A 23,921-nucleotide genomic window follows, 5' to 3' on the forward strand; every position below is an offset into this window, starting at 1 on the left:
GCGGGCGGGGGGCGGGCAAAGGCCGTGGGCGGGGCAGGGAGCGGGGCGGGGGGGCGGGCAAAGCCCGTGGGTGGGGCGGCGAGCGGGGCGGGGAGCGGGGCGGGACAGCGATGGGCGGTGGGAAACGTTTCCCGAAGTGATCGGAATGTTACGTAGCTAGCGGGCCGTAAGTCACCTGCGAAAACGGCCACAAATCCGCGATCTTGTGGGAAACACCTGGGAAATCTGGGGTTGACACGGACCCGACCCCGCCCCCACGCTTGGACGCACTTGGAGAGCGCTCTCCATCGCAGCGGCGGGGAGCGGACGAGAAAGCGGTGATATGGGATGACTGCCCTCATGGCGGCCGGTACTTCGATCCAGGACCAGGCGGTGAAGCGGAGGTTTCCGGCGGGGTTCTGGTGGGGAGCGGCGACTGCCGCCTACCAGATTGAGGGCGCTGTCAGCGAAGACGGCCGCACGCCCTGTATCTGGGACACGTTCGCGGCGACGCCGGGCAAGGTGGCCAACGGCGACAGCGGGAATCCCGCGACAGAGCACTACTTTCGCTATCGGGACGATGTCGCTTTGATGGCCGAGCTTGGGCTGGGTGCCTACCGGTTCTCCGTGGCCTGGCCGCGGGTGCGACCGAGAGGGCAGCAGACCAACGCGAAGGGGCTGGCGTTTTACGACCGGCTCGTGGATGAGTTGCTGAGCAAGGGAATCCGGCCGGTCGCGACGCTGTATCACTGGGACTTGCCGCAGGAGCTGGAAGATCAGGGTGGGTGGGCCAACCGCGAGACAGCGCACCGGTTTGGCGAATACGCCAACGACGTGGCCGAAAAGCTCGGTGACCGAGTCGCCCTGTGGAACACGCTGAACGAACCGTGGTGCTCGGCGTTTCTCGGCTACGGCTCGGGGGCACACGCGCCAGGCAAGAAGAACCACGCCGATGCCCTGAAAGCGGTGCACCACCTTCTGCTTGGGCATGGCCTTGCCGTTCAAGCGATCCGGGCCAACACCAGTCAAGCGGAGATCGCGCTCGCTATCAACGCTGGCGTCGTACGCGCTGTGTCGGAGAAAGAGTCCGATGTGGACGCGGCGCGGCGGATTGACGGCCTGCTGAACCGGATCTTCCTTGATCCGGTCTTCAAGGGCCACTACCCGCAGGACGTCATCGAGGACACCAAGACGATCTCCGACTGGGCACACGTTCAGGAAACGGATCTTCAGATCATTTCCCAGAAGATCGACGGCCTCGGCCTCAACTACTACCAGCCTGATCTCGTTGGCGCGGCCGAGCCGGGAACAGGCGAGACAGACGGGCCCTACCCGAACAACGACAAGGTGAAGTGGCACCGCGTCAGCGGTCCACGCACGGAAATGGACTGGCCGGTCGACCCGACCGGGCTGGAAGAAATCCTGCTTCGCGTTAAGCGGGACTACGGCGATATTCCGCTCTATATCACCGAAAACGGTGCCGCCTACCCCGACCAAGTGGTCGACGGTGCCGTGCACGACAACGACCGGATCGACTTCCTCAACCGGCACCTCGCGGCGGCGCATCAAGCGCTGGACAAGGGTGCGAACCTGCGGGGCTACTTCGTGTGGTCGCTTTTGGACAACTTCGAGTGGGCGCTGGGATACGGGAAACGGTTCGGCATCGTGCACGTCGACTACCAGACGCAGGTGCGGACGCTCAAGCAGAGCGCGCTCTGGTACCGCGACGTGATCAACGCCGGTGGGATAACCGCCTAAACAATCGCAACCCCTTGACATGCCGTGTGTTCAGGGACGATGCTCTCCCGAACCGGAGAGCGCTCTCCCCTATCAGCGGCACTTTCCGGATTCATGGAGGACTAATGCGCAAAGCGGCCATAGCGGCGTCCTTAGTCGCCGCGGCGCTCATAGCATCCGGCTGCGGAAGCGGCGGCAGCGGTGAGCAAGGTGGCAAGACCAAGCTGACGATCGCGACGTTCGGCGACTTTGGCTACAAGGATCTCTACACCGAGTACATGAAGCTGCACCCGGACATTGAGGTCGTCGAGCGGATCACCAAGACCGAGGACCACCACAAGAACCTGATCACGCACCTGGCGGCCAACTCGGGTGCCTCGGACATCGAGGCGATCGAAGAAGGCTGGGCGGGTCAGTTCACGTCACAGCCGGGCAAGTTCTACAACTGGATGGACTACGGCGGCGGGGACGTCAAAGCCCAGTGGCCCGAGTGGAAGTGGCGTGCGGGCTCCAGCGCCAGCGGTGTCGTGATTGGACTGGGCACCGATGTCGGCGGCATGGCGATGTGTTACCGCAAGGACCTGTTCGAGAAGGCTGGCCTGCCGGGTGACCGTGAAGCGGTCTCCAAGTTGTGGCCGACCTGGGATGACTACATCTCGACGGGCCAGAAGTTCATGGGCGCCAAGCTCCCCGGGGTCACCGGCTTCTTCGACGGCCCGCAGGTCATCTACCGTTCCGTGCTCGGACAGCAGCCGATCGGCATCTACGACGGCGACAAGGTCGTGGTCGACACCAACCCGGGCGTGAAGAAGGCCTGGGACACCACGGTGAAGGCGATGACGGTTGGGCTGTCCGCCAAGGTGGAGGCCTGGTCGCAGGACTGGAACGCAGGTTTCGCTAAGGGAACCTTCGCCACGATCGCGTGCCCGTCCTGGATGACGACCATTATCCAGGAGCAGGCCAAGGAGCACGCCGGCAAGTGGGACATCGCCGATATCCCGGGCGGCACGGGGAACTGGGGCGGGTCTTACCTGACGCTGCCGAAGCAGGGCAAGAACGCCAAGGCGGCCGCTGAGCTCGCGAAGTGGCTCACCGCTCCGGAGCAGCAGGCGAAGGTGTTCCGCACCAAGGGCAACTTCCCGTCCACGGTCACGCTCTACAAGGACGCGGTGATCACGGACTACAAGAGCGCCTTCTTCAACAACGCCCCGATTGGCCAGATCTACTCCAAGTCGGTGGCGACGATGGTCCCGCAGTTCATGGGACCGAAGTCAGGCGACATCAACACCGCGATCATCAACGGCCTGACCCGGGTGCAGGACGGCAAGCAGGGCGCTGACGACTCGTGGGCGCAAGTCCAGAAGGACGTCAAAGCCCTCCTCTAAGAAGCTGCGGCCGCCCCCGAGACCGGTTGGGGGCGGCCGCCTTTGGAAGGACCGAAGTTGTTCAGGCACAAGCTTTACCGGCTGGACCTCAAAGCCTCACCGTACTTATACGTGGCGCCCTTCTTCGTGCTGTTCCTAGCCGTGGGCATGTTCCCACTGGTGTACACGGCGTGGGTGTCCATGCACGACTGGACCCTGGTCGAGGAGAGCCACACGTGGATCGGGTTCACGAACTACACGGAGCTGCTCAAGGACGAGTACTTCTGGAACGCGCTGTCCAACACGCTGCAGATCCTCGTGCTATCAAGCGTTCCGCAGCTGTTGATGGCGATCGGGCTCGCGCACATCCTCAACATGCGCCTAAAGGGCTCGACGTTCTGGCGCATGAGCGTGCTCCTGCCGAACATCACCAGTGTCGTCGCGGTCGCCATCATCTTCGGCCAGCTCTTCGGGCGCGACTTCGGTCTCATCAACTGGGTGCTCGGCTTGTTCGATCTCGGCCACATCGACTGGCGCACGGGCGAAGCGAGTTCGGTCTTCGCCATCTCGGTGATGATTAACTGGCGCTGGACCGGATACAACGCGCTGATTTACCTGGCGGCGATGCAAGCCGTGCCCAAGGATCTCTACGACGCCGCTTCCCTTGACGGGGCAACGAGTTTCCAGCAGTTGCGGCGCATCACGATTCCGGCGATCCGGCCGACCATCATTTTCACGGTCATCGTTTCCACCATCGGGGGCATGCAAGTGCTGGCCGAGCCACTCGTGTTCGGGGTGGGCAGCATGACCGGCGGAGCGGACCGCCAATTCCAGACGATCGCGCTTTACCTTTACGAGCTTGGGTTCAGCCGGTTCGACTTCGGTTACGCCTCGGCGGCGGCGTGGATGATGTTCGTCATCATTCTCATCGCGGCGGGGGTCAACTATCTGTTCACCCGGCGGATGCGAGGCGCGGAATGAAGCCACGCAAGCGGACTTACCTCTTCCTGAGCGTTGTCGCGCTGCTATCCCTGTTTCCGTTCTACTACTCGATTGTCGTGGCGTCACATGACAATTCGGTGCTGGGGCAGGTTCCGCCGCCGCTGACCCTCGGCGGCAACCTGATGAACAACCTGGAACGCGCGTTTGGCGAAGACGTGCACATGGTGCAGGGACTCATCAACTCGCTGCTCGCGTCTTCGGTCATTACGTTCAGCCAAGTGTTCTTCGCGACTTTGGCGGGGTTCGCCTTCGCGAAGCTCAAGTGGCGTGGGAAGAACGCGGTGCTGCTGTTCATCATCGCCACGATGATGGTGCCGACACAGCTCGCGGTGATCCCGCTGTTCATCCTGATGAGCAACTATGAGCTCGTCGGGACCCTGCCAGCGGTCATCATTCCGTTCCTGGTCAGTGCTTTTGGCGTCTTCTTCATGACGCAGTACCTGACGACTGCTGTGCCCACGGAACTGATTGAAGCCGCGCGAGCCGATGGCTGCACGACGATTCGCATCTTCTGGCATGTCGTGCTGCCCGCGGCGCGACCGGCCGCCGCGGTGCTGGGGATTCTGACGTTTTTGAGCGCGTGGAACGAATTCTTCTGGCCGCTGGTCGTCATGAACGCGGAAAACCCAACCGTCCAAACGGTACTGTCGAACTTGTCCAGTGGCCGCGTCGCTGACGTGAGCCTCATCCTGACGGGTGCCACGATCGCGATCGTGCCGCTGATCATCGTGTTCTCGTTGCTGGGCAAGCACATCATCGGCGGCATCATGCAGGGCGCCGTCAAGTCCTGACGCTGACGTGTGGCCGCCCGCACCTCTCACGGGCGGCCACCACCATCACCGCTTTGTTTGGTACTTGCGCCCGAGCATGGCAAAGGTGATCATCCCGCCGAAGCCAGCCATGCGCACGAGGAACAGCACCCACTCCAGCGAGCTGAACTGCTCCACCTGCTGGCCAGCGGCGAACGCCAGGGCCGCCACAGAACATGAAAACAGCACTCCGGCGAAGATCCAGGGCGGGGCGGCCGCCCAGGCCCGCGGTACGCGTTTGGTCACGAGGACAAACAGACCACCAGCCAGCGTCAGCAGACCGATGATGAACAGCACGATAGCCATGGGCGCAGAGCGTACATGCTTAGATGATGTGCAGTGACCGGTTGGTGCCCTGGCTCTGCAGCCTGTCGGCGAGCATGGACTGCTTCGAGCGCGTGAGGTTCAGCTGCTCCGGGTCGAGGGTGGCGAGGATGACGTCTTCGCCCTCGTCGGCACCCCGGCCCAGGCAACGCCCTTCCGGGTCATAGATCGCCGAGCCGCCGCTGAGCTTCCACGGGGCTTCGCCGCCCGCGGAGTTGGCGAAGACGACATACATCGTGTTGTCGAGAGCCCTTGCGGCGTAATACAAGTCGCGCCGGTGTTGCGATCCGTCCACGTAACCGGCTGGCACCAGATAACCGTGCACCCCATCGTCGGCGGCGGCGCGGCCATGCTCGGGAAAGCAACCGTCGTAACAGATGCCGAGCCCGAAGCGCCAATCGCCGACCACGAGCGTGGCTCCCCTAGTACCAGCGATGAAGAGGTCTTTTTCTTCGTCGCCGCAGAGATGTTGCTTGTCATAGGCGGCCGTGATCTGGCCCCTGCTATCGATAACGAGCGCCGAGCACGTGTGCCTTCCGTCCGGATAGGACACAGCCGAACCGATGACAACCGGGATCTGATTGTCCCGCAACGGGTCTAGGCGCGGATCGTCGATGACGCCATATTCGTTGGCTTTGAGGAACGTCCCGGCGGGATCGGCGTTCAGCGCGGGCGGGTTATAGGCGGAAAGGAAGAGCTCGGGCAAAACCGCGAGCTCCGCACCACTTTCGGCCGCGCGGCGCACCATTCTCGCCGCCGTGACAGCATTTCCAGAAACATCAGCTGGTACGGCGTGAGCCTGCACCGCCGCCGCTATGAGTGGCCGCATCCGCCGTTATCCCTCCTGGAACTCGCTGGCCAGAAGATCCATGAGCAGACCGTCATGCCAGGTGCCGTCAAGACCGCGTTCATATTGCCGCATTACCCCGACCGGGCGAAAGCCCACCTTGGCATAGCACTTGATCGCTGGAGTGTTGTCGGCGGCCGGATCGATGACGAGCCGGTGATGGCCGCGTTCCTTGAGGAGGAACCGTGCGACGGTGCGCACCGCGTCGGTGCCGATCCCGCGACCGTGCACCGACGGATCGAGATAGATGTCGATGTTCGCCTGACGGTACTTGGGCTCTTCTTCCTCGTAGTACTGAATCATGCCCACGACACGGCCCTCGTAGACGACCGCCAAGTGAACGGTTTCGGTGTCTTTGAAGTCTTCGTCCACCTCGTCGGCCGCGCTGTCGAGTTCGCCCCAGCGGTCACGGACTTCCGGCGTCGAGCGGATGGCGATCAGCGTGTCGCGGTCGCTGAGTTCGATCGGGCGCAGCGTCACGATGGCGCCGTCAAGCACGGTCATGCCAGCTCGTCAGGGCGGTAGGCGCGCAGCACGCAGAACTCGTTGCCATCGGGATCGGCCATCACCACCCAGCTCGCCTCGGGACCCTGGCCAACGTCGACGCGGGTGGCGCCAAGCGCTTCGAGGCGGGCCACTTCAGCGGCCTGGTCCTCGGGACGCAGGTCGATGTGCAGGCGATTCTTGGTCGCCTTGTCCTCTGGCACCTTCAGGAAGAGCAGGTCAGGGACGATTCCGTCTTCTTTGCTGCCCGCCGGGGGCTCCAGCACGACCTCGTCGGCCTTCTCATAGGTGCGGCGCCAGCCCAGTGCCTCCTGCCAGAAGGTGGCCAAGCGCGCCGGGTCAGTCGTGTCAAAGTTCATGCACTGAATACGTAAAGCCATGGGGAAACCCTAGTCCGCGAGCCAGCGGTGCTCAGGCGATTTATCGGCGGCGCTTGGCGCGGGCGATGCAGTCTTCGGCGGTGAGGCGGGCGATCTCGGCTTGGCGGGCCGCTTCGGCGGCGTCATCGGTCAGGGCACGGGCCGCCGCCTCGGCCAGTTCAACGGCACGCTGCGCGGTGCGTTCGGCGAACGCGGCCGCGTGATAGCGCCGCCACGCTTCGGCTTCGTCGGCACGCAGTCGCGACAGCAGATGGGCCCGGTCATCCAGCGAGTCATCCCAGTTACCAACGCGCTGCCAGACGGCACGCAGCTCTTCGACCGAGATCTCCCCGCGACGGTAGGCCGCACGGGCCGCCGCGGAGATGTCCTTCTGATCGACACCGGAGATGGCGTTTTCGGCTGACGGCTCCGGCTCCGTTTGCTGGGCTTCCTGGCTGGCCCGCACCGCTTCGGAGTGGGACAGCCAGGCGGCTTCCCTTTCGGCCTCAGCCGCGGCGAGGTCACGGGCTAGCTGCTCATGGGTATTGGCGGCGCGGTGAGCGGCGTCAAGCTTCTGAGCTGCCGTCTCGTCGAGCGCCCGGGCCCGGGCGACGAGCACCGAGCAGTCCTTTGCCGACGGAACGTCGGCTATGCCGTGCTCACGGCGGTATTGGGATCGGGCCAGTAGTCCAATCAGGACAACCATCAGCAGCGACGTGGCCACTCCACCCACAATGACCACAACCACCGGCGACACGAATCGACGATAATCGGGCGCATCGAGATTGGGTAGTGCGTCAGCCCGGGTATTCTCGCAGGGCACAGAGGAGGCAAGGAATGGGCCGTCCGCCAACCATGGCCGATATCGCCCGCGCGGCTGGCGTTTCCCGCGTCGCCGTTTCCTATGCCCTCAACGACCGTCCCGGCGTCTCGCCAGAAGTGCGTGACCGCATCCGCAAGATCGCTGAAGACCTGGGTTTTCGCGCCAGCGGGCCGGCCCGCTCACTGCACGGTGCCCGGCCCATGGCGATCGGCATGACGATGCTGCGGCCGGCCAAGGCGTTTCACGTGGAAGTGTTCCGCCGCGAATTCATCAGCGGCGCTCAAGCGGAGTTGTCCAGCCGCGGCTATGGTCTGGCGCTTCAGTTCGTCGCCGATCCTGACGCGGAACTGTCCGTCTATTCACGATGGAGCGCCGAGCAGCGGGTCAGCGGGGTCATCGTCAGTGACGTGCTCGTCGCCGATCCACGGCCAGCTTTCCTTGCCGGCCTTGGGCTTCCCGCTGTCGCCATTGGCGGTCCGCTGCCGTCCGGTGACGTGACCTGCCTGTGGTCAGGTGACACGGAGGCGGCAGCCGTTGCGGTTCAGTACCTGGCGGGCCTCGGGCACCGGCGCATCGCCCGTGTCAGTGGGCCGGAAGGCTTGCTGCACACGGCAGCGCGTACCAACGCGTTCTTGCAAGCCTGCACCCACAACGGCATTGAGGGAACCGTTCTTACCGCTGACTACACCGGTGAGGATGGGGCACGGGCGACCCGGCGGTTGCTGAGCGGGGGTGCCCGGCCGACCGCGATCCTCTACGACAACGACGTGATGGCGGTGGCTGGCCTCGGTGTCGCGACGGAGATGGGTGTCGCCGTGCCGGCCGAGCTTTCCCTTGTGGCGTGGGAGGATTCGCCCGTGTGTCAGGTCGTTCGCCCGGCGCTGACTGTCCTCAAACGAGACCTGCAGGCCTACGGCGCCCACGCCGTGAGGCTGCTTTTCCAAGCTATAGAAGGCGAACCGCCTGTCAGCGTGCGCGATCACACCGCGCAGCTGGTCGTGCGCTCAAGCACTGGCCGTGCTGCCGCGGGGAGTTAGCCGGGCTGGTTCGTCGTGCATGCTGCCCACCGGCTTGCCGTCGATCGCCGCTAGCAACATCCGGGCGGCGTGGGTGCCATAGGCCGCGATGTCACGGGTCAGTGCCGTCAAGGGCGGATGCACCAAACGGCAGATCGGCGAATCGTCCCAGGCCACGATGGACAGATCCGCGGGCACGGACAGCCCCATTTCCTGTGCAACGGCAAGACCCGCGATGGCCATGATGTCGTTGTCATAGATCAGGGCGGTCGGCCGCTTCGCCATGCTGAGCAGGCGTCTCGTCGCGCGCGCCCCGTCTTCTCCCGTGTAGTCCGTCGGCACCGTGAGCGCACTGTCCAGCCCCAGATCGCTTGCGGCACGCCCGAAGGCTTCGGTGCGGATCGCGGTGTGCACGAGACCTGGAATGCCACCGACGCGGGCGATGCGCCGGTGCCCCAGCGCGGCAAGGTATTCCACGGCCTCCACTAACGACACTCCATCGTCAGACCAGATGCTGGCCAGCGATCCGCTCGCGCTGGGCGGCCCGATCACGACGGCGGGCAGCCCCAGCTCTTCGAGCGCGCTGATGCGCAGATCGCCCTCTCTGACATCGCACACCAGCACGCCGTCGACGCTGCGATCACTCCACCACCGCCGGTAGACGGCGATCTCCTCGTGATGGTCGGGCACCATTTGCAACAGCAACGCGTAGGAGAAAAGTGACAGCTCGGCTTCCAGACCGCTGATGAGTTCCATGAAGAACGGTTCGACGCCAAGGGTTTTGGGCGGCCGCTGCAACGTCAGGCCGACCACTTTCGAGGCCGCACCCGCGAGCGCCCGAGCCGCGCTGTTGGCCCGGAAGCCAAGGGCCTCAGCTGATTCCACGATGCGCCTGCGCGTCGCCTCGGACACGCCGGGCTGACCGTTGAGCGCGTAGGAAACCGCGCCCTTGGACACTCCGGCATGGCGTGCCACATCGGCGATGGTGGGTCGCTTCATGTTGTCAGCCTCTCCCAGCTTTCTCGGTTCACCAATGCTAGCTGACTTGTTGACACTACCGAAACCCAGTCGTAAAGTCTGGGCACTTACTCGGTTCAGTAAAGCTGCGGAGTTGGTCATATGAAGCTAAGACCGCTAGCCATCGCCCTGGCCGCTGCCCTGCTTGCCGCAGGTTGCGGCGGTGGCGATGCCGATCCTGGTTCCACTGACGCGTTACCCCCTGCCGATCCCGCCAGCGTCACCGGCGAGGTCACGGTGCTGACGAACCGGACCGACCTGGTCACTGACGGCACGATGAAGAAATACGCCGACGAGTTCAAGAAGACCTACCCGGGCGTGACGGTGAAGTTCGAAGGCATCACCGATTACGAGGGCGAAGTCAAGATCCGGATGAACACGGAGAACTACGGCGACGTCCTGCTGATCCCTAACACGATCGTGCGCGACGACTATCCCAAGTTCTTCGCCAACCTCGGCTCTGTTAGCTCTGTCGGTGGCAAGTATCTGTTCACGGACAAGAGCACGGTCAGCGGCAAGGTTTACGGCCTAGCCGGATTCGGTGCCGTGAACGGCTTCGTCTACAACAAGGAAGTCTGGGCCCAGGCCGGCCTGACGCAATGGCCGACCACGCCTGAGGGATTCCTGGCCGCCCTTCAAGCCATCAAGGACAAGACGCAAGCCATTCCCTACTACACCAATTACAAAGACGGCTGGCCGCTGACCTCATGGTCCAGTGTCGTCGGTTCCGTGACATGCGACACCAAAGCCCAGGACAAGCTCGCGTCGGCCACCGATCCGTGGGCGGCCGGAAGCGACCTGCGGGCAGGCGACGGGCTGCTGTTCAACATCGTGAAGAACAAGCTGTCCGAGCCCGATCCGGCTACGACTAACTGGGAAGACTCCAAGGGACTGATCGCCACCGGCAAGGTCGGCTCGATGTGGCTTGGCTCCTGGGCGATCGCGCAAATGCAGGACGCCGCCAAGAAGGCGGGCAAAGACCCGGCGACGATTGGCTACATGCCCTTCCCGGCTCAGGTGAACGGCAAGTACTGCTCGGTGCTGTCCCCCGATTACCAATACGCCGTCAACGTTCACTCCAAGAGCAAGCCAGCCGCGCGCGCCTGGATCGACTGGATGCTGGACAAGTCTGGTTTCGCCGAGGCGAATCAAGCCGTCTCCACTGTTAAGGGGGCGCCACTGCCATCGGCACTGAAACCCTTCACCGACAACGGCGTTCAGTTCATCGAGCTGTCGCAGGAGAAGGCAGGGCTGTTTAACAAGATTGACAACGCTTCCGAGGTCGGACTGAACAAGCAGGACTACCGGCAGCGTCTGGTCGATGTGGCTCGCGGTGCGGCACCTGGCGACCTCAACAGTGTGCTCGGGGAACTGGCCCGCAAGTGGTCTGAAGCCGCGAAACTCGCTGGCTCATGACATCTAGACCAGCTGCGGGCGGCTTCTTCGCTGCCATGGCAAAACGCCGCCCGCAGCTCACTGCCTGGCTCTACTTGGCGGCCGCCTTAGCGCTGCTTATCACCTTTACGTATGTGCCGGTGGCGAGCATGATTTGGTACAGCTTCACGAACTGGGACGGTGTCAGTCCCGATCCGCAGTTCGTGGGCTGGAGCAACTATGGGCAACTGTTCAGCCGGCCTGAGCTGTTCCAGGTCTTCTTCGTCAGCCTCTACTATCTCGTGGCTTCGTTCGTGCAGATCGTGCTGGCGCTGTACTTCGCGGTCGTTCTCAGCTTCAGTACGTGGTTTCGCAATCTGTTTAAGGGAGTGCTGTTCTTCCCCTATCTCATCAACGGTGTCGCGGTCGCGTTCATCTTCCTTTACTTCTTCCGGCAAGGCGGGACGCTCGATAGCGTCTTGGCTTTCTTCGGTGTCCACACTGGACAGTTCTGGCTCGGCGACCCCGACTGGGTCAACGTTTCGCTGTCAGGCGTATCCGTGTGGCGCTTTCTGGGGCTGAACTTCGTGCTGTTCCTCGGCGCCATCCAGTCGATTCCACAAGAGCTGCACGAGGCCGCCTCGCTTGACGGTGCTTCACGCTGGCAGGTCTTCCGGCACATCATCGCTCCCGGCATCAAGCCCGTGCTCAGCCTGAGCGTGATCCTGGCCATCAGTGGCTCGCTGTCCGTCTTCGAGATTCCCTACATCATGACGGGCGGCTCTGGCGAGAGTCTCACGTTCGTCATCCAGACGGTGAAACTCGCGTTCCAGTTCAACAAGATGGGGCTCGCGTCCGCTGCCGCCGTGGTTCTCCTGGCGATGGTTCTGCTCATCACCTGGTTGCAGCGGCGCCTGGTACCAGAGGAAAGGACGGACCTCACGTGAGCCGCTTGATGAAGTATTTGTCGCTCATCGCGGCCGCGGTCGTCGTGCTGCTCCCCCTCGTCACCATCTTCCTGACGTCGCTGAAGACGCCCGAGGAGATGGCAGGTGGGCAAACCCTTGCACTGCCTCGTGATTGGACCAACTTCAGCAATTACAGGACCGCGTTCGACAAGGGCAACATGCTGCCCGCCTTCGCCAACACGGCGATCATCCTGCTGTTTTCCATCAGCGGGACGATTCTCATCGGCACCATGGCGGCCTACGCCATTGACCGGTTCAGGTTCCGCTTCCGCAAACTCGTTGTCTCGCTCTTCCTCGTCGCTACCCTCGTTCCCGGGGTGACCACGCAAGTCGCCACGTTCCAGGTGGTAGACGCTCTCGGCCTGTTCAACACGAGGTGGGCGCCGATCCTGCTCTACATGGGCACCGACATCGTGGCCATCTACATCTTCTTGCAGTTCATGCGGGGCATCCCGGTGTCGCTCGACGAGGCGGCCCGCATCGACGGTGCTTCCTCGTTCAAGATCTATCGCAGTGTCATCCTGCCCCTGCTGAAACCGGCCATCGCCACGGTGGTCATCATCAAAGGCATCACGGTCTACAACGACTTCTACATTCCGTTCCTCTACATGCCTTCTGAGGACCTAGGGGTGATCTCGACGTCGCTGTTCCGGTTCAAGGGGCCGTTCGGGGCACACTGGGAAGTCATTTCGGCGGGGGCGATCCTGGTCATCCTGCCCACCCTCGTCATCTTTCTGGCACTGCAAAGGTTTATCTATAACGGCTTCACCGCCGGAGCGACCAAATAACGCATAGGGAGAAAGCACGTGAGTATCCGTTATCTGCACGAGGGTTGGACTGTCAGCTCGGCTGCGCATCAAGAGGTTCCGGCGACAGTTCCTGGCTGCGTGCACACGGATCTGCTGAGCGCGGGTCTCATCCCCGACCCCTACCTCGATGACAACGAGACCAAGCTAACCTGGATCGGGCGCACCGACTGGTCCTACACCACGGCGTTCGAGTGGCAGCCCGAAGGTTTCGAGCACGTGGACCTCGTCTTCGAGGGCCTCGACACAATCGCCACCGTGCTGCTGAACGGAACCGAGATCGGGCGCACCGCGAACATGCACCGCTCCTACCGGTTCTCCGTGTCGCGGTTGCTCGTGCCGGGGAGGAACAGGCTGGAGGTCCAGTTCACGGCTCCCTATAGCTACACCGGCGAGATGCAGGAGCGGCTGGGCAGCAGGCCTGGTCCCTATGACGAGCCCTACCAGTTCATCCGCAAGATGGCGTGCAACTTCGGCTGGGACTGGGGACCGACGCTCGTCACGTCAGGGATCTGGAAGCCGGTGTCGTTGCACAGCTGGTCCGGGGTGCGGATCGCCTCGGTGCGCCCTTTGCTTTCCGTGAACGGAACGTCTGGCAAGGCTGTCGTGCACGTCGCGCTGGACGGTGATGGTGATGCGGTCGTCTCGCTGGCTGGGCAAACTGCTCCCGTAGTTGACGGTGTCGCCGAGCTAGAAGTCGCCGACGTGGCACTGTGGTGGCCACGGGGCTTTGGCGCACAGCCGCTTTACGACCTGACGGTCCGCGCCGGTGACTCTGTGTGGCAAAAGCGCGTTGGCTTCCGCACCGTTGAGGTTGACGTCGATGCCTTCCGCTTCATCGTCAACGGCCGTCCCGTTTTCGCCCGCGGGTTCAACTGGATTCCCGACGACTGCTTCCCTCAACGCGTGACGCCTGAACGCCTGAACGAACGGCTCACCCAGGCGATCGAGACGAACGCGAACACCTTGCGTGTATGGGGTGGCGGGCTTTACGAATCCGACACGTTCTATGACCTCGCCGACGAGCTAGGCGTCATGGTGTGGCAGGACTTTCCGTTCGCTTGCGCGGCCTATCCCGAGGACGATCCGCTGTGGACAGAAGTGGAAGCCGAAGCGCGGGAGAACGTAACCCGGCTGATGACCCACCCGAGCCTGCTGCTGTGGTGTGGCAACAACGAGAACATCGAGGGTTATCAGCACTGGGACTGGCAGGAAGAGCTGGGCGAAAAGACCTGGGGCGCCGGCTATTACTATGACTTGCTGCCGCGTGTCGTGTCCGAAGTGGACCCCACGAGGGTGTACTGGCCGGGAAGCCCCTATTCCGGTGACCCAGACCGCGACGCCCGTGATCCTTCCACCGGAACGATTCACATCTGGACCGTGTGGAACCAGCAGGACTACACGCACTACGGCACCTACACACCCCGGTTCGTGGCCGAATACGGCTTCCAGGGTCCACCCGCCTATGCCACCTTGACTGAGGCGATCTCAGGCCCACTTTCGCTTGACTCTCCTCTGCTAGCTCACCATCAGAAGGCGTTTGAAGGAGCGGCCAAACTGCTGCGGGGACTGGGCGATCATCTCCCGCAACCCGAAACGTTCGATGACTGGCATTACTACACCCAGCTCAACCAGGCCCGTGCGCTTTCCTTTGGCGTGCAGCGGTTCCGCTCGCTCATGCCTTACTGCATGGGGACGATCGTGTGGCAGCTCAACGACTGCTGGCCCGTGATCTCGTGGGCCGCCATCGATGGAGCCGCGCGCCGCAAACCGCTCTGGTACGCGTTGCGCCGCTCGTTCGCTGACCGCCTGCTGTCCTTTCACGAGGACGGCATCGCGATCGTCAATGACACCGACCAGCCGTGGACCGGGGAACTCACCCTGACCCGGCGGGCACTGACCGGGGAACCGCTTGCTAAGGAAGGCATCGGGCTATCGGTGCCGCCGCGCGACGTGGCGATCGTCAAGCCTTCTGAGCGGTTGACTGCTCCGGGAGTACCAGCGAATGAACTGCTGGTTGCTGAATTAGGCACGCACCGGGCGCTGAAGATGTTTGCCGAAGACCCCGTGATGGATTACCCGCCTGCCGCCTTCGACGCCGACGTGCGGCCTTCGCCGGCCGGGCTGACCGTGCGGATCACGGCTCGCACTCTTCTGCGCGAACTGGCCATCTTCCCTGACCGGCTCGACCCGGCCGCCGAAATCGACGACCAGCTGGTGACCCTCCTGCCGGGCGAGAGCGTCACCTTCCATATCCGCACGAGCGCCGCGCTTGCTCCGGATGACCTCCTCAATTATCCGGTCCTGCGCTGCGTTAACGAGCGAAAGGACAGTCCGCCATGCACCGTCCCCTCCGGTGGCTCGCAGCCTTAGCTGCCATCGTCGTCATCACAGCGGCCGCCCCGCCGGCCCAGGCTTTCCCGCCCTCTACCCGTGCCGCGCTCATCAGTTACCTGAACGGAATTTCCGGACAGTACACGCTGTCCGGGCAGCACAACCGGGAACCCAACAGCGATCCGACCTATTACACCCGGATGGCACAGGGCATCACGGGACAAACGCCTGGGCTGTGGGGAGGCGATTTCCTTTTCCTGCCAGCCGATGTCAGCGCCCGGCAAACGATGATCAATGAGGCGATCCGGCAGTGGCAAGGCGGATCGGTGGTCGCCCTCACGTGGCACTTCTGCCCGCCGACCGTCGGGCAGACCTGTGGCTGGGATGCCAATGGCATTCTGAGCCATCTGTCAGACGCGCAATGGAGCCAGGTCATCGCCAACGGCACCGCGCTCAACAATGCTTACAAGAACCGGCTCAACGAAGCGGTTCCGTATTTGCGGCAGCTGCAAAACGCTGGCGTTCCAGTCTTGTGGCGGCCGGTCCACGAGATGAACGACGGCTGGTCGTGGTGGGGTGGCCGGCCCGGCCCGAACGGCAGCCGCCGCTTGTACCAGATCGCTTACGAACACCTCACCAACACGCACGGCTTGACGAACCTGGTCTGGGTATGGAACGTCAAGGACGTGAGCATGGGCTCGATCGGCGAGTACTGGCCGGGAGCGTCCTATGTGGACGTCGCTTCACTCGACGTGTGGGTGAAGATGGAGCCAAGTGCGAGCGACTACCAGGCGATGCTGAATGTCGCTGGCGGCAAACCGATTTCGCTCGCCGAGGTGGGCCGGGTGCCGAGTCCAGCCTTGATGAACGCCCAGCCCCGCTGGACGTGGTGGATGGTCTGGGCGGAGTGGCTGATCGATCCGGCCTATAACAACAATGCGGCGGTGCAGGCGTCCTACTTCGCGCCTCAGGTGCTGAACCGCGGCGAGTTCACGATTCCAGGCGGTGGCTCCCGCATCGGCCCGATTGCTGGTTTGGCTAGCAAATGCGTTGACGTGCAAGGATCCAACACCGCCAACGGTACGCAGATTCAGCTCTACAGCTGCAATGCCACCTTTGCGCAGCGCTGGACGGTGGGCACCGACGGCACTCTCCGTGCCCTGGGCAAATGCATGGACGTGGACGGTGGCGTCGGCGCCAACGGCACGCGGGTCCACCTGTGGGACTGCATCGCTGGAAACGGGAACCAGCAATGGGTCTACAGTTCGTCTGCCCGCACCCTGGTGAACCCCAAGACCGGCCGGTGCCTGGACGTCACGGGTCAGTCAAGTGCCGACGGGACAAGACTGCAGATCTGGCAGTGCAACGGTCAGTCGAATCAGCAATGGACACTCCCGTAACGGATAGCCCGGCATTTCGCTGGGGGTGGCGACTTCGGCCTATCAGATCGAAGGCGCCACCCACGCCGATGGCCGGAGACCGTCCATTTGGGACACGTTCTGCTGTTCGTTACTGGACCACACTCAATGAGCCTTGGTGTGTCGCGATGTACGGCTACCGCGACGGCTTTCACGCCCCCGGCCGCCGCGACCCCGCCGCCGCCATGCGCGCGGTGCATCACCTTCTCCTCGGCCACGGCCTGGCCATCTCCCGCATGCGAGCCGCGGCGCCGCAGGCGCAGGTTCCGGCCTGTCGCTTAGCCGGCCAAGACGTCACGGGCCGGGCCGTGGATCAGCATTTCGGCATCACGCTGAACCTGACACCATCAGTGCCGGCGACTGCTGAAGATGTTGAGGCCGCGAGGGCTGCCGAAGCCGTGGGCATTCCGTTGTACGTCGCGGAGAACGGCGCGGTCTTTGACGACGATACCGACCGGATCGCCTTTCTCGACGCCCATATCAAGGCCGTTATGCGAGCACGTGACCGCGGAGCCGATGTGCGCGGCTACTTCGTGTGGTCACTCCTGGACAACTTCGAATGGGCACACGGTTTTACCCACGGCTCGGTCTGGTCCATGTCGACTACGCCACCCAGGAACGGACCCTAAAGCCCAGCGCACGGTGGTACGCGCGATTCGTGTCGGGGGTGGGGCGTAGAGTCCCGGGGCGTGGGGATGCGCGAGGATGCCGAGTCGATACTCAGGAAACTTGCTGGTGATCACGCGATTTTGCGTGAGGATCAATGGACGGCGATCGAAGCGTTAGTGGCCCAGTCGCGCCGGGTGCTCTGTGTGCAGCGAACCGGTTGGGGAAAGTCCGCCGTTTACTTCGTGGCCACAGGGCTGTTGCGGGCACGGGGCCACGGCCCGACCGTGATCGTGTCTCCGCTGCTGGCTCTCATGCGCAACCAGGTGCAGGCAGCCGAACGTGCCGGGATCACCGCCCGCACCATCAACTCCGCCAACATGGAGGAGTGGGATGGCATCGCGGCCGAGATCGCTGACGGCGGCATCGACGTCCTGCTGATCAGCCCGGAACGGCTCAACAATCCGGATTTCCGCGACAGCGTGTTGCCAAAACTGGCCGCCACCACGGGTTTGCTCGTTGTCGACGAGGCGCACTGTGTTTCCGACTGGGGGCACGATTTCCGGCCCGACTACCGCCGGCTGCGTACGCTGCTCGCTTCGCTCACACCCGATACGCCCGTCTTGGCGACAACCGCCACGGCCAACGCACGTGTGACCGCCGATGTCGCCGACCAGCTGGGCGACGCGCTCGTGCTGCGTGGACCACTCGACCGGGAATCGTTGCGGCTAGCCGTTGTTGAGCAGCCCACTCCCGCCCACCGGCTCGGGTGGCTGGCCGCCCATCTGTCCACTCTGGACGGTTCCGGCATCATCTACACGCTGACCGTCGCCGCCGCGCACGAGACCGCAGATTTCCTTAACGGGCAAGGCTTTCTCGTCGCGGCTTACACCGGCCAGACCGAAGACGCGCAACGCCAGGAAGCCGAGCAAGACCTGCTGCACAACAAAATCAAGGCTCTCGTGGCCACCTCAGCCCTCGGCATGGGTTTCGACAAGCCAGACCTCGGTTTCGTCGTTCACCTCGGCGCCCCGCCCTCGCCGATCGCCTATTACCAGCAGGTGGGCCGCGCCGGGCGTGCTGTCAGCAGCGCTGACGTCATTCTCCTTCCCGGGGCGGAAGATTCCGCGATCTGGAATTACTTTGCCTCCCTTGCCTTTCCGCCGCAGGATCAAGTCCGGCGGGTGCTAGAGGTGCTTTCGGCTAGTTCAGACCCCGTGTCCGTGCCTTCGCTCGAAGTTCAGTGCGATCTGCGGCGCAACCGGCTCGAACTCATGCTCAAGGTGCTCGATGTGGATGGCGCGGTGCGCCGGGTCCGCGGCGGGTGGGTATCCACCGGCGAGCCTTGGGTCTATGACACCGAGCGGCATGAGCGCATCGCGGCCGCTCGTTTAGAAGAGCAAAAGGCCATGCGGGGGTACGCTGCTGAGCCCTCCTGCCGGATGGAGTTCCTGCGGCGGAAGCTCGACGATCCTGACGCCGCGCCCTGCGGGCGCTGTGATCGCTGCGCTCCCGGAGCCCTGCCGACGTCAGTCCCGCAGTCCGCTCTTGAAGCGGCGCAACGGTTCCTTAACCGGCCCGGTCTGGTCATCGAGCCGCGCAAGATGTGGCCCAGTGGGCTGAAGGCCGCTGGCATTCCGCTCGCGGGGCGCATCGCCGCCAGTGAGCAGACCCAACCGGGCCGCGCGGTGGGGCGGCTGACCGATCTGGGCTGGGGCGCCCGCTTGCGTACCCTCCTGGCCGAAGGCACTCCCGATGCCCCGGCTACGCCGGAGCTGCTGGCGGCGGTCGTCGAGGTGCTCAAGGCGTGGGCAACCGGCCCCGACCCGTGGGCACAGCGGCCCGCTGCCGTCGTCGCGATGAGTTCCCGTCGCCACCCGCTCCTGATCAACAGTGTCGCCGCGCACCTGTCCCAGATCGGGCGGCTGCCGTTGCTGCCCTCTGTCCAGGTAGGAGGCGGTGACGCCCGCTCCAACAGCGCGCAGCGCGTGCGTTCGCTCTACGGCACGATCACCGCGCCGGCTTGCGACGGCCCAGTGTTGCTTGTGGACGATTACACCGAGTCCGGCTGGACCATGGCGTTAGCCGCCCGCGAGCTGATCACCCAAGGCGCCACAATGGTCTTGCCGTTTGCTCTGGCCTCAACGTCGTAATCCATGGTTAGATTTTTTCACTTTGCTAGTGCATCGTGAAAGGAATTAACCATCGTGATGGTCCCGTTCCAGCGCCGCACGCTGCTAAAAGCGACCGTCGGCGCGGCAACCGTTGCTGTGGTTGGCGAAACCGCCCTCTCCACCGCAGCTCAAGCCGCCTCACCCTTCCCGTGGATAATCGACTGTGACGGATGGGGCGCCAAGCCGCCGACCAGCGACATCGTCCTGAGCCACGGCACGACCCGCAAAATCATCATTCACCACACCGCCTATCCGAACTCGACGGACTATTCCCGTGAGCAGGCTGTTTGGCTGGCTCAGGACATTCAGCGCCTGCACCAGGTGGGCAACGGCTGGGCCGACTCCGGCCAGCACTTCACGGTCAGCCGTGGCGGCTACGTCCTCGAAGGCCGTCACCGCAGCCTCGAAACGCTCGCCAGCGGAACGTCACAGGTCGTGTCCGCCCACTGTCCCGGCCAGAACACGATGTCGATCGGCATCGAAAACGAAGGCACCTACATCGACGAGACCCCGCCCGAGGCGCTGTGGGACTCGCTGGTGCGCTTGTGCGTGGCGATCAGCCAGCAATATGGGCTGGGGGCGCACAACATCTTTGGCCATTGGGATTTCCGGGCCACGCTCTGCCCGGGTGCCGCGTTCTACGCCCAGTTCCCGCAACTTCGGCGTGAGATCGCCACGGCGCTGGGCACTTCTGCGGGCGATATTCCCGAGCGGACTTGGGCCGACATCTACAGCTCCATCGGCGGGCCCGTGGTTCGCGTGGCGCAGTGGCTGCTCAAATACCGTGGTTACAACATCGCTGTCACCGGCGCCTGGAGCGCGGCGATGACGGCGGCCATCCAGGACTGGCAGATCCGCAACGGCTTGCCGCCTTCGCCAGACGGCACCATCACGAACGCGACCTGGGACTGCCTCGTCCCCGAGCTGGACAAAGACGCGACCGGCGATGCCGTGAGCGCGGTGCAGCAGGCCATCGGTCACAAGGGCTATCCAGATGTCGCCCTCAACGGCATCTACGACCACGCCACGAAGATGGCCGTGAAGGACCTTCAGGAACTGCACGGCCTCGACACCAACGGCAAGGTCGACGTCAACACCTGGTGCGCCATCACCGGCGGCATCGTCCGCGACGCCTTCAAAGGAATCCTTTAGGGATATGGGAGTCGTATTGGACCAGCTGTCCAATACGACTCCCATCTGGTGTTAGACCCCAGCGAAAACCTGTGGCCAGCTTCCCCCCATGTTCACAGCCGAGATAGGCCCTTTAACCGCGATGCCAGTGCTGCCAATGCGCCAGCCGGTGCCATCCGCGTAAATCTGGTGCAGCACACCATTCTTCACCGTCATAACCTGAGGCCAGGCAGCACCCATGTTAACGGCCGAGATAGCTCCGTTGGTGGAAATGCCAGTGCTGCCAATGCGCCAGCCGGTGCCATCCGCGTAAATCTGGTGCAGCACACCATTCTTCACCGTCATAACCTGAGGCCAGGCAGCACCCATGTTAACGGCCGAGATAGCTCCGTTGGTGGAAATGCCAGTGCTGCCAATGCGCCAGCCGGTGCCATCCGCGTAAATCTGGTGCAGCACACCATTCTTCACCGTCATAACCTGAGGATGCGTACCGCCCATGTTCACCGCAGAGATCGGCCCGCTAACCGCGATGCCAGTGCTGCCAATGCGCCAGCCGGTGCCATCCGCGTAAATCTGGTGCAGCACACCATTCTTCACCGTCATAACCTGAGGATGCGTACCGCCCATGTTCACCGCAGAGATCGGCCCGCTAACTGCGATTCCGGTGCTGCCAATGTGCCAGCCAGCGGAATTTCCATAGATCTGGTGCAGCACTCCGTTGCGGACCGTTAGAATCTGCGGCCACTGTCCACCCATATTTACGACTGAGATGGGTCCGCTGATGGCGATCCCAGTGCTGCCAATATGCCAGCCTGAAGTATCCCCGTATATCTGCTGGAGCACGCCGTCCTTCACTGTCATAACCTGTGGCCAGGCAGCGCCCATATTCACAGCAGCTGTGGTGTCGGTGATGGGATAGCCGAGGCTACCTGCATGCCATCCGCTGCTGTCACCGTAGATCTGGTGCAGAGGAACTGGCTGAGAGGCTTGCATCGGAACTTGAATTTGGCCACAGATCTGCGATCCGCACGCCGGAGTTCCCGGTGGCGCATAGCTCGCAAGCGGTGCTGTGGTGCATTTGGTCTTCGCCAGCCAAGCGGCTGCGCTGTATTCCTGTACATTCGGATCGCAGTTCGCAGAACCTACTTCCTCACCGTAATAGGTGTGGAGAACACCTGACCCGATCCGAGACATCGCGGTCCCGCTGCTATTGCATTCCCACCATTCAAACTCCCCGTGAACCACAACTACGGCTTTGTAGAGGTTGTAGTGACCCGCACCATTAATTGTCCATGTGTCTGTGTAGGACTCAGTTGAGGTCTGCGAGTTCTCGCCCGCTGTGGTGTGGTTGACCGTCAGTTCCACATCCGCGACCACGGCTACTTTGACCTTTGCGGCCATCTGGAGCGAAGTGCTCCAGGTCGATTTCTCAGTCGCGGCGACGCCGATCGTTGCACTCGTGTTAAACGTCGTACCAGCGGTTACGTGCTTCGTTCCGTGGTGAGTGATCTGCGGATAGTAACGAATCGACTTCCATTTATGTGTTCCATAACCTGGGTCGCATATCAGTACCGCTCTGGGGCCAATCCCGCCTCCATCCGCACTAGCTGGAACGGACTGGAGTGCGCCGGCCGCCAAGACGGCCACAAGTGCCGCAGCCGTGCGCAACAGTGACTTTCGCGTTCTTTGCATTTTTCCTCTTCAACGTACGGGATAAGCAGGTTCCGCCTGGCCAGCGCGTTCGGAAGTATGCGGGACAATCGGCGCCGTCACAACGGGACCTCAAGACAGCCCAAGAACCAAAACCTACGTTTTCGGGCGGGCTATGTTGCCTAGGTCACATATGAGCATTTCCCCATCTAAGGATCGGCATAGTCGGATCTTTGACGTAGTGTGGCCGTTCCCGGCAACCGGCCCGACTCTCGGCGCATGCGTATCAAGGGATTGCTCGCCGCGCTCGCCGCGGCCGTCGTCGCTATCGTCGTGGTGCCCGCGCCAGCTTCAGCTGAAGTTGGGTACTTCGAACTGTTCCAGAACCGGCACAGCTACAAGTGCCTGGAAATCCCTTACGGTGCAACAGGAAACTTCGTGCAGGCCGGGCAGTATTACTGCCACGGCGCCCCGATGCAGCAGTGGCACTACAGCACGTCCACTGGCCTCATCCAGAACGTCAACAGCGAAAAGTGCCTTGAGGTCTTCAACTACAGCACCGCTAACTTCGCCCCGGTCGGGCAATACGACTGCCACGGTGGCGCTAACCAGAAGTGGTGGTTCAACCGCACAACCGGGATCATCCAGAACCAGCACAGCTACAAGTGCCTCGAAGTCCAGTGGAGCGCCACGCACGACTTCGCACCCGTGGGCCAATACGACTGCCACTACGGCAACAACCAGCGCTGGTGGTGGTAACCACGCACCCGTGCCGGGCCTGCGCACCAGGCCCGGCACCATCGCTAGGGGCGAATCCAGAACATGAACTCCGGCGCCAGACCCCCGACCCTCAGCAGGCTAATGACAGCCGCACCTCCGCAGGGCGCTAGTACTATTTGATTGCGGCCGTTAACCTTCAGCACCGCGAGTTCCTGACCCGTTGCTACTTCCTCGTAGCCCCAATAGATCTGCGCCAACGAAACGACTCGTGCTTTATCGCTGGGCCGCCTGACCTCAACGAGCCGCCGGCCACGTGATCCGATGTCAGTGTCAGGCAAGCCATACCGGACAACGATTGCTTCTATCGCATCCAATGCGGATTCCCGCGTACCAGGCGGGGTTCGTTCCGCGGTGGCGATTTGGCGCAGTATGGGCAGCAAACGTGGGTCACCGAAACCGATCGCGGTATCGGTGGCCGACGATCGCACGAGGGAGTCGCGGTCCTTGACCAGGGCAACCAGCAGATCAGGCAGGTCTGGATGACTCATCTCGGTCAGGCTCTTCAGCGCTGCCCAGCGGGTGAAGCTGTATCCAGCGCGCCGAATCTCTACCGCATCTACCAGAAGCTGGCCGGCCATTGGATGATCGACATCACCGAGCACCCACAGCACGCTCGAACTGGTGCGCAGGTGCTCGTCAGCCGCCACTAGCGTCAAGAACCGGTCAGGCCAGCGCGCGACCGTGTGATGGAGTAGCTCACCGAAATCATCGTGGACGTCTCTTGGATGTGCCTTCGCAGCGCCGAAAGGCGTGACGCGTTTGCCAGCTGCGACCCCCACTATCCGGTCACAGGCCGACTCGTCCAGCTTGGGAAAGTCGCTTTCCAGTCGCTCGATGAATCCCGGTCCACCTAGCTCAGCGAACAGCAGCTCCAAAACTTCGTCACCTGCCACCGCGCC

Annotated in this window: 22 protein-coding genes and 1 pseudogene; 15 read left to right on the forward strand and 8 right to left on the reverse strand. The window is 63.1% G+C overall.

What is annotated here, in order from left to right:
• Positions 1-327: 327 nt before the first annotated feature.
• The 4 genes from A3E1_RS0118070 to A3E1_RS0118085 all read left to right on the forward strand — a co-directional run bounded on the left by A3E1_RS0118070 (position 328) and on the right by A3E1_RS0118085 (position 4,873).
• Complete coding sequence (locus A3E1_RS0118070) at positions 328-1,737, forward strand: GH1 family beta-glucosidase (protein WP_026208555.1); 1,410 nt, start codon at positions 328-330, stop codon at positions 1,735-1,737.
• Between the two features lie 104 nt (positions 1,738-1,841).
• A complete protein-coding gene (locus tag A3E1_RS0118075; RefSeq protein ID WP_020522207.1) occupies positions 1,842-3,101 on the forward strand; it encodes an ABC transporter substrate-binding protein in 1,260 nt (419 codons plus the stop codon).
• 57 nt (positions 3,102-3,158) lie between these two features.
• Positions 3,159-4,061 carry a carbohydrate ABC transporter permease gene (locus tag A3E1_RS0118080; protein WP_020522208.1) on the forward strand — a complete coding sequence of 301 codons (903 nt, stop codon included), beginning with the start codon at positions 3,159-3,161 and terminating at the stop codon, positions 4,059-4,061.
• Positions 4,058-4,873: a carbohydrate ABC transporter permease gene (locus A3E1_RS0118085; RefSeq protein WP_020522209.1), complete on the forward strand. Its 816-nt coding sequence runs from the start codon at positions 4,058-4,060 to the stop codon at positions 4,871-4,873. Before A3E1_RS0118080 ends, A3E1_RS0118085 begins: the two co-directional genes overlap by 4 nt.
• Positions 4,874-4,918: 45 nt before the next feature.
• On the opposite strand, the gene A3E1_RS0118090 is transcribed toward A3E1_RS0118085, so the two are convergent.
• From A3E1_RS0118090 to A3E1_RS0118110, 5 genes are read right to left on the reverse strand one after another with little or no spacing between them, the layout of a single operon-like run.
• Positions 4,919-5,197 carry a hypothetical protein gene (locus tag A3E1_RS0118090; protein WP_020522210.1) on the reverse strand — a complete coding sequence of 93 codons (279 nt, stop codon included), beginning with the start codon at positions 5,195-5,197 and terminating at the stop codon, positions 4,919-4,921.
• A 19-nt stretch (positions 5,198-5,216) separates the two neighbouring features.
• On the reverse strand, positions 5,217-6,044 hold the full coding sequence (locus A3E1_RS0118095; protein ID WP_026208556.1) for a carbon-nitrogen hydrolase family protein: 828 nt from the start codon (positions 6,042-6,044) through the stop codon (positions 5,217-5,219).
• Between the two features lie 6 nt (positions 6,045-6,050).
• Positions 6,051-6,566, reverse strand: coding sequence for a GNAT family N-acetyltransferase (locus A3E1_RS0118100; RefSeq protein ID WP_020522212.1), 516 nt, complete (start codon positions 6,564-6,566; stop codon positions 6,051-6,053).
• A complete protein-coding gene (locus tag A3E1_RS0118105; protein ID WP_026208557.1) occupies positions 6,563-6,946 on the reverse strand; it encodes a VOC family protein in 384 nt (127 codons plus the stop codon). Before A3E1_RS0118105 ends, A3E1_RS0118100 begins: the two co-directional genes overlap by 4 nt.
• A gap of 40 nt (positions 6,947-6,986) precedes the next feature.
• Complete coding sequence (locus tag A3E1_RS0118110; RefSeq protein WP_026208558.1) at positions 6,987-7,682, reverse strand: hypothetical protein; 696 nt, start codon at positions 7,680-7,682, stop codon at positions 6,987-6,989.
• Positions 7,683-7,762: 80 nt separating this feature from the next.
• Here A3E1_RS0118110 and A3E1_RS0118115 point away from each other — a divergent pair, with 80 nt between their 5' ends.
• The gene (locus A3E1_RS0118115; protein ID WP_020522215.1) at positions 7,763-8,785 is read left to right on the forward strand and encodes a LacI family DNA-binding transcriptional regulator; all 1,023 of its coding nucleotides are present in this window, start codon (positions 7,763-7,765) and stop codon (positions 8,783-8,785) included.
• On the opposite strand, the gene A3E1_RS0118120 is transcribed toward A3E1_RS0118115, so the two are convergent.
• Complete coding sequence (locus A3E1_RS0118120; protein WP_020522216.1) at positions 8,753-9,763, reverse strand: LacI family DNA-binding transcriptional regulator; 1,011 nt, start codon at positions 9,761-9,763, stop codon at positions 8,753-8,755. The genes A3E1_RS0118115 and A3E1_RS0118120 overlap by 33 nt on opposite strands.
• Before the next feature lie 120 nt (positions 9,764-9,883).
• Here A3E1_RS0118120 and A3E1_RS0118125 point away from each other — a divergent pair, with 120 nt between their 5' ends.
• The 9 genes and pseudogenes from A3E1_RS0118125 (at position 9,884) to A3E1_RS0118160 (ending at position 20,613) form a co-directional block, all read left to right on the forward strand.
• Positions 9,884-11,197, forward strand: a complete 1,314-nt coding sequence (locus A3E1_RS0118125; RefSeq protein ID WP_020522217.1) for an ABC transporter substrate-binding protein — start codon at positions 9,884-9,886, stop codon at positions 11,195-11,197.
• Positions 11,194-12,102, forward strand: a complete 909-nt coding sequence (locus tag A3E1_RS0118130; RefSeq protein ID WP_051105061.1) for a carbohydrate ABC transporter permease — start codon at positions 11,194-11,196, stop codon at positions 12,100-12,102. The genes A3E1_RS0118125 and A3E1_RS0118130 overlap by 4 nt, the downstream gene beginning before the upstream one ends.
• Complete coding sequence (locus A3E1_RS0118135; protein ID WP_020522219.1) at positions 12,099-12,911, forward strand: carbohydrate ABC transporter permease; 813 nt, start codon at positions 12,099-12,101, stop codon at positions 12,909-12,911. Before A3E1_RS0118130 ends, A3E1_RS0118135 begins: the two co-directional genes overlap by 4 nt.
• 18 nt (positions 12,912-12,929) lie before the next feature.
• Positions 12,930-15,302 (forward strand): glycoside hydrolase family 2 protein, encoded by a 2,373-nt coding sequence (locus A3E1_RS40840; RefSeq protein WP_020522220.1) that lies wholly within the window; start codon positions 12,930-12,932, stop codon positions 15,300-15,302.
• The gene (locus tag A3E1_RS40845) at positions 15,269-16,663 is read left to right on the forward strand and encodes a glycosyl hydrolase (RefSeq protein ID WP_020522221.1); all 1,395 of its coding nucleotides are present in this window, start codon (positions 15,269-15,271) and stop codon (positions 16,661-16,663) included. The genes A3E1_RS40840 and A3E1_RS40845 overlap by 34 nt, the downstream gene beginning before the upstream one ends.
• A gap of 25 nt (positions 16,664-16,688) precedes the next feature.
• On the forward strand, positions 16,689-16,793 hold the full coding sequence (locus A3E1_RS48460) for a family 1 glycosylhydrolase (protein WP_245571254.1): 105 nt from the start codon (positions 16,689-16,691) through the stop codon (positions 16,791-16,793).
• Positions 16,768-17,420, forward strand: a pseudogene (locus A3E1_RS49190) (family 1 glycosylhydrolase); the annotation flags it as partial. The gene A3E1_RS48460 and the pseudogene A3E1_RS49190, both read left to right, overlap by 26 nt.
• Positions 17,371-19,440 carry a RecQ family ATP-dependent DNA helicase gene (locus tag A3E1_RS0118155; RefSeq protein WP_026208560.1) on the forward strand — a complete coding sequence of 690 codons (2,070 nt, stop codon included), beginning with the start codon at positions 17,371-17,373 and terminating at the stop codon, positions 19,438-19,440. The pseudogene A3E1_RS49190 and the gene A3E1_RS0118155, both read left to right, overlap by 50 nt.
• A 57-nt stretch (positions 19,441-19,497) precedes the next feature.
• A complete protein-coding gene (locus A3E1_RS0118160; protein WP_020522223.1) occupies positions 19,498-20,613 on the forward strand; it encodes a peptidoglycan recognition protein family protein in 1,116 nt (371 codons plus the stop codon).
• Between the two features lie 51 nt (positions 20,614-20,664).
• On the opposite strand, the gene A3E1_RS0118165 is transcribed toward A3E1_RS0118160, so the two are convergent.
• Positions 20,665-22,284: a hypothetical protein gene (locus A3E1_RS0118165; RefSeq protein ID WP_157631592.1), complete on the reverse strand. Its 1,620-nt coding sequence runs from the start codon at positions 22,282-22,284 to the stop codon at positions 20,665-20,667.
• Positions 22,285-22,521: 237 nt separating this feature from the next.
• Between A3E1_RS0118165 and A3E1_RS0118170 the strand changes: the two genes are divergently transcribed.
• Positions 22,522-23,001 carry an RICIN domain-containing protein gene (locus A3E1_RS0118170; protein WP_040391140.1) on the forward strand — a complete coding sequence of 160 codons (480 nt, stop codon included), beginning with the start codon at positions 22,522-22,524 and terminating at the stop codon, positions 22,999-23,001.
• Between the two features lie 44 nt (positions 23,002-23,045).
• On the opposite strand, the gene A3E1_RS0118175 is transcribed toward A3E1_RS0118170, so the two are convergent.
• Positions 23,046-23,915 carry a HEAT repeat domain-containing protein gene (locus A3E1_RS0118175; RefSeq protein ID WP_020522226.1) on the reverse strand — a complete coding sequence of 290 codons (870 nt, stop codon included), beginning with the start codon at positions 23,913-23,915 and terminating at the stop codon, positions 23,046-23,048.
• Between the last annotated feature and the right edge of the window lie 6 nt (positions 23,916-23,921).

Source organism: Catelliglobosispora koreensis DSM 44566 (assembly GCF_000379685.1).
GTDB classification, from domain to species: domain Bacteria; phylum Actinomycetota; class Actinomycetes; order Mycobacteriales; family Micromonosporaceae; genus Catelliglobosispora; species Catelliglobosispora koreensis.

What these genes read in the sequence shown, in the direction of transcription:
- A3E1_RS0118115 (WP_020522215.1), top strand. Translation starts at nt 7,763, where the DNA reads ATGGGCCGTCCGCCAACCATGGCCGATATCGCCCGCGCGGCTGGCGTT.
- A3E1_RS40845 (WP_020522221.1), top strand. Translation starts at nt 15,269, where the DNA reads ATGCACCGTCCCCTCCGGTGGCTCGCAGCCTTAGCTGCCATCGTCGTC.
- A3E1_RS0118125 (WP_020522217.1), top strand. Translation starts at nt 9,884, where the DNA reads ATGAAGCTAAGACCGCTAGCCATCGCCCTGGCCGCTGCCCTGCTTGCC.
- A3E1_RS0118090 (WP_020522210.1), bottom strand. Translation starts at nt 5,197, where the DNA reads ATGGCTATCGTGCTGTTCATCATCGGTCTGCTGACGCTGGCTGGTGGT.
- A3E1_RS0118170 (WP_040391140.1), top strand. Translation starts at nt 22,522, where the DNA reads ATGCGTATCAAGGGATTGCTCGCCGCGCTCGCCGCGGCCGTCGTCGCT.
- A3E1_RS0118165 (WP_157631592.1), bottom strand. Translation starts at nt 22,284, where the DNA reads ATGCAAAGAACGCGAAAGTCACTGTTGCGCACGGCTGCGGCACTTGTG.
- A3E1_RS0118120 (WP_020522216.1), bottom strand. Translation starts at nt 9,763, where the DNA reads ATGAAGCGACCCACCATCGCCGATGTGGCACGCCATGCCGGAGTGTCC.
- A3E1_RS0118095 (WP_026208556.1), bottom strand. Translation starts at nt 6,044, where the DNA reads ATGCGGCCACTCATAGCGGCGGCGGTGCAGGCTCACGCCGTACCAGCT.
- A3E1_RS0118105 (WP_026208557.1), bottom strand. Translation starts at nt 6,946, where the DNA reads ATGGCTTTACGTATTCAGTGCATGAACTTTGACACGACTGACCCGGCG.
- A3E1_RS0118130 (WP_051105061.1), top strand. Translation starts at nt 11,194, where the DNA reads ATGACATCTAGACCAGCTGCGGGCGGCTTCTTCGCTGCCATGGCAAAA.
- A3E1_RS0118075 (WP_020522207.1), top strand. Translation starts at nt 1,842, where the DNA reads ATGCGCAAAGCGGCCATAGCGGCGTCCTTAGTCGCCGCGGCGCTCATA.
- A3E1_RS0118070 (WP_026208555.1), top strand. Translation starts at nt 328, where the DNA reads ATGACTGCCCTCATGGCGGCCGGTACTTCGATCCAGGACCAGGCGGTG.
- A3E1_RS0118160 (WP_020522223.1), top strand. Translation starts at nt 19,498, where the DNA reads ATGGTCCCGTTCCAGCGCCGCACGCTGCTAAAAGCGACCGTCGGCGCG.
- A3E1_RS0118100 (WP_020522212.1), bottom strand. Translation starts at nt 6,566, where the DNA reads ATGACCGTGCTTGACGGCGCCATCGTGACGCTGCGCCCGATCGAACTC.
- A3E1_RS0118085 (WP_020522209.1), top strand. Translation starts at nt 4,058, where the DNA reads ATGAAGCCACGCAAGCGGACTTACCTCTTCCTGAGCGTTGTCGCGCTG.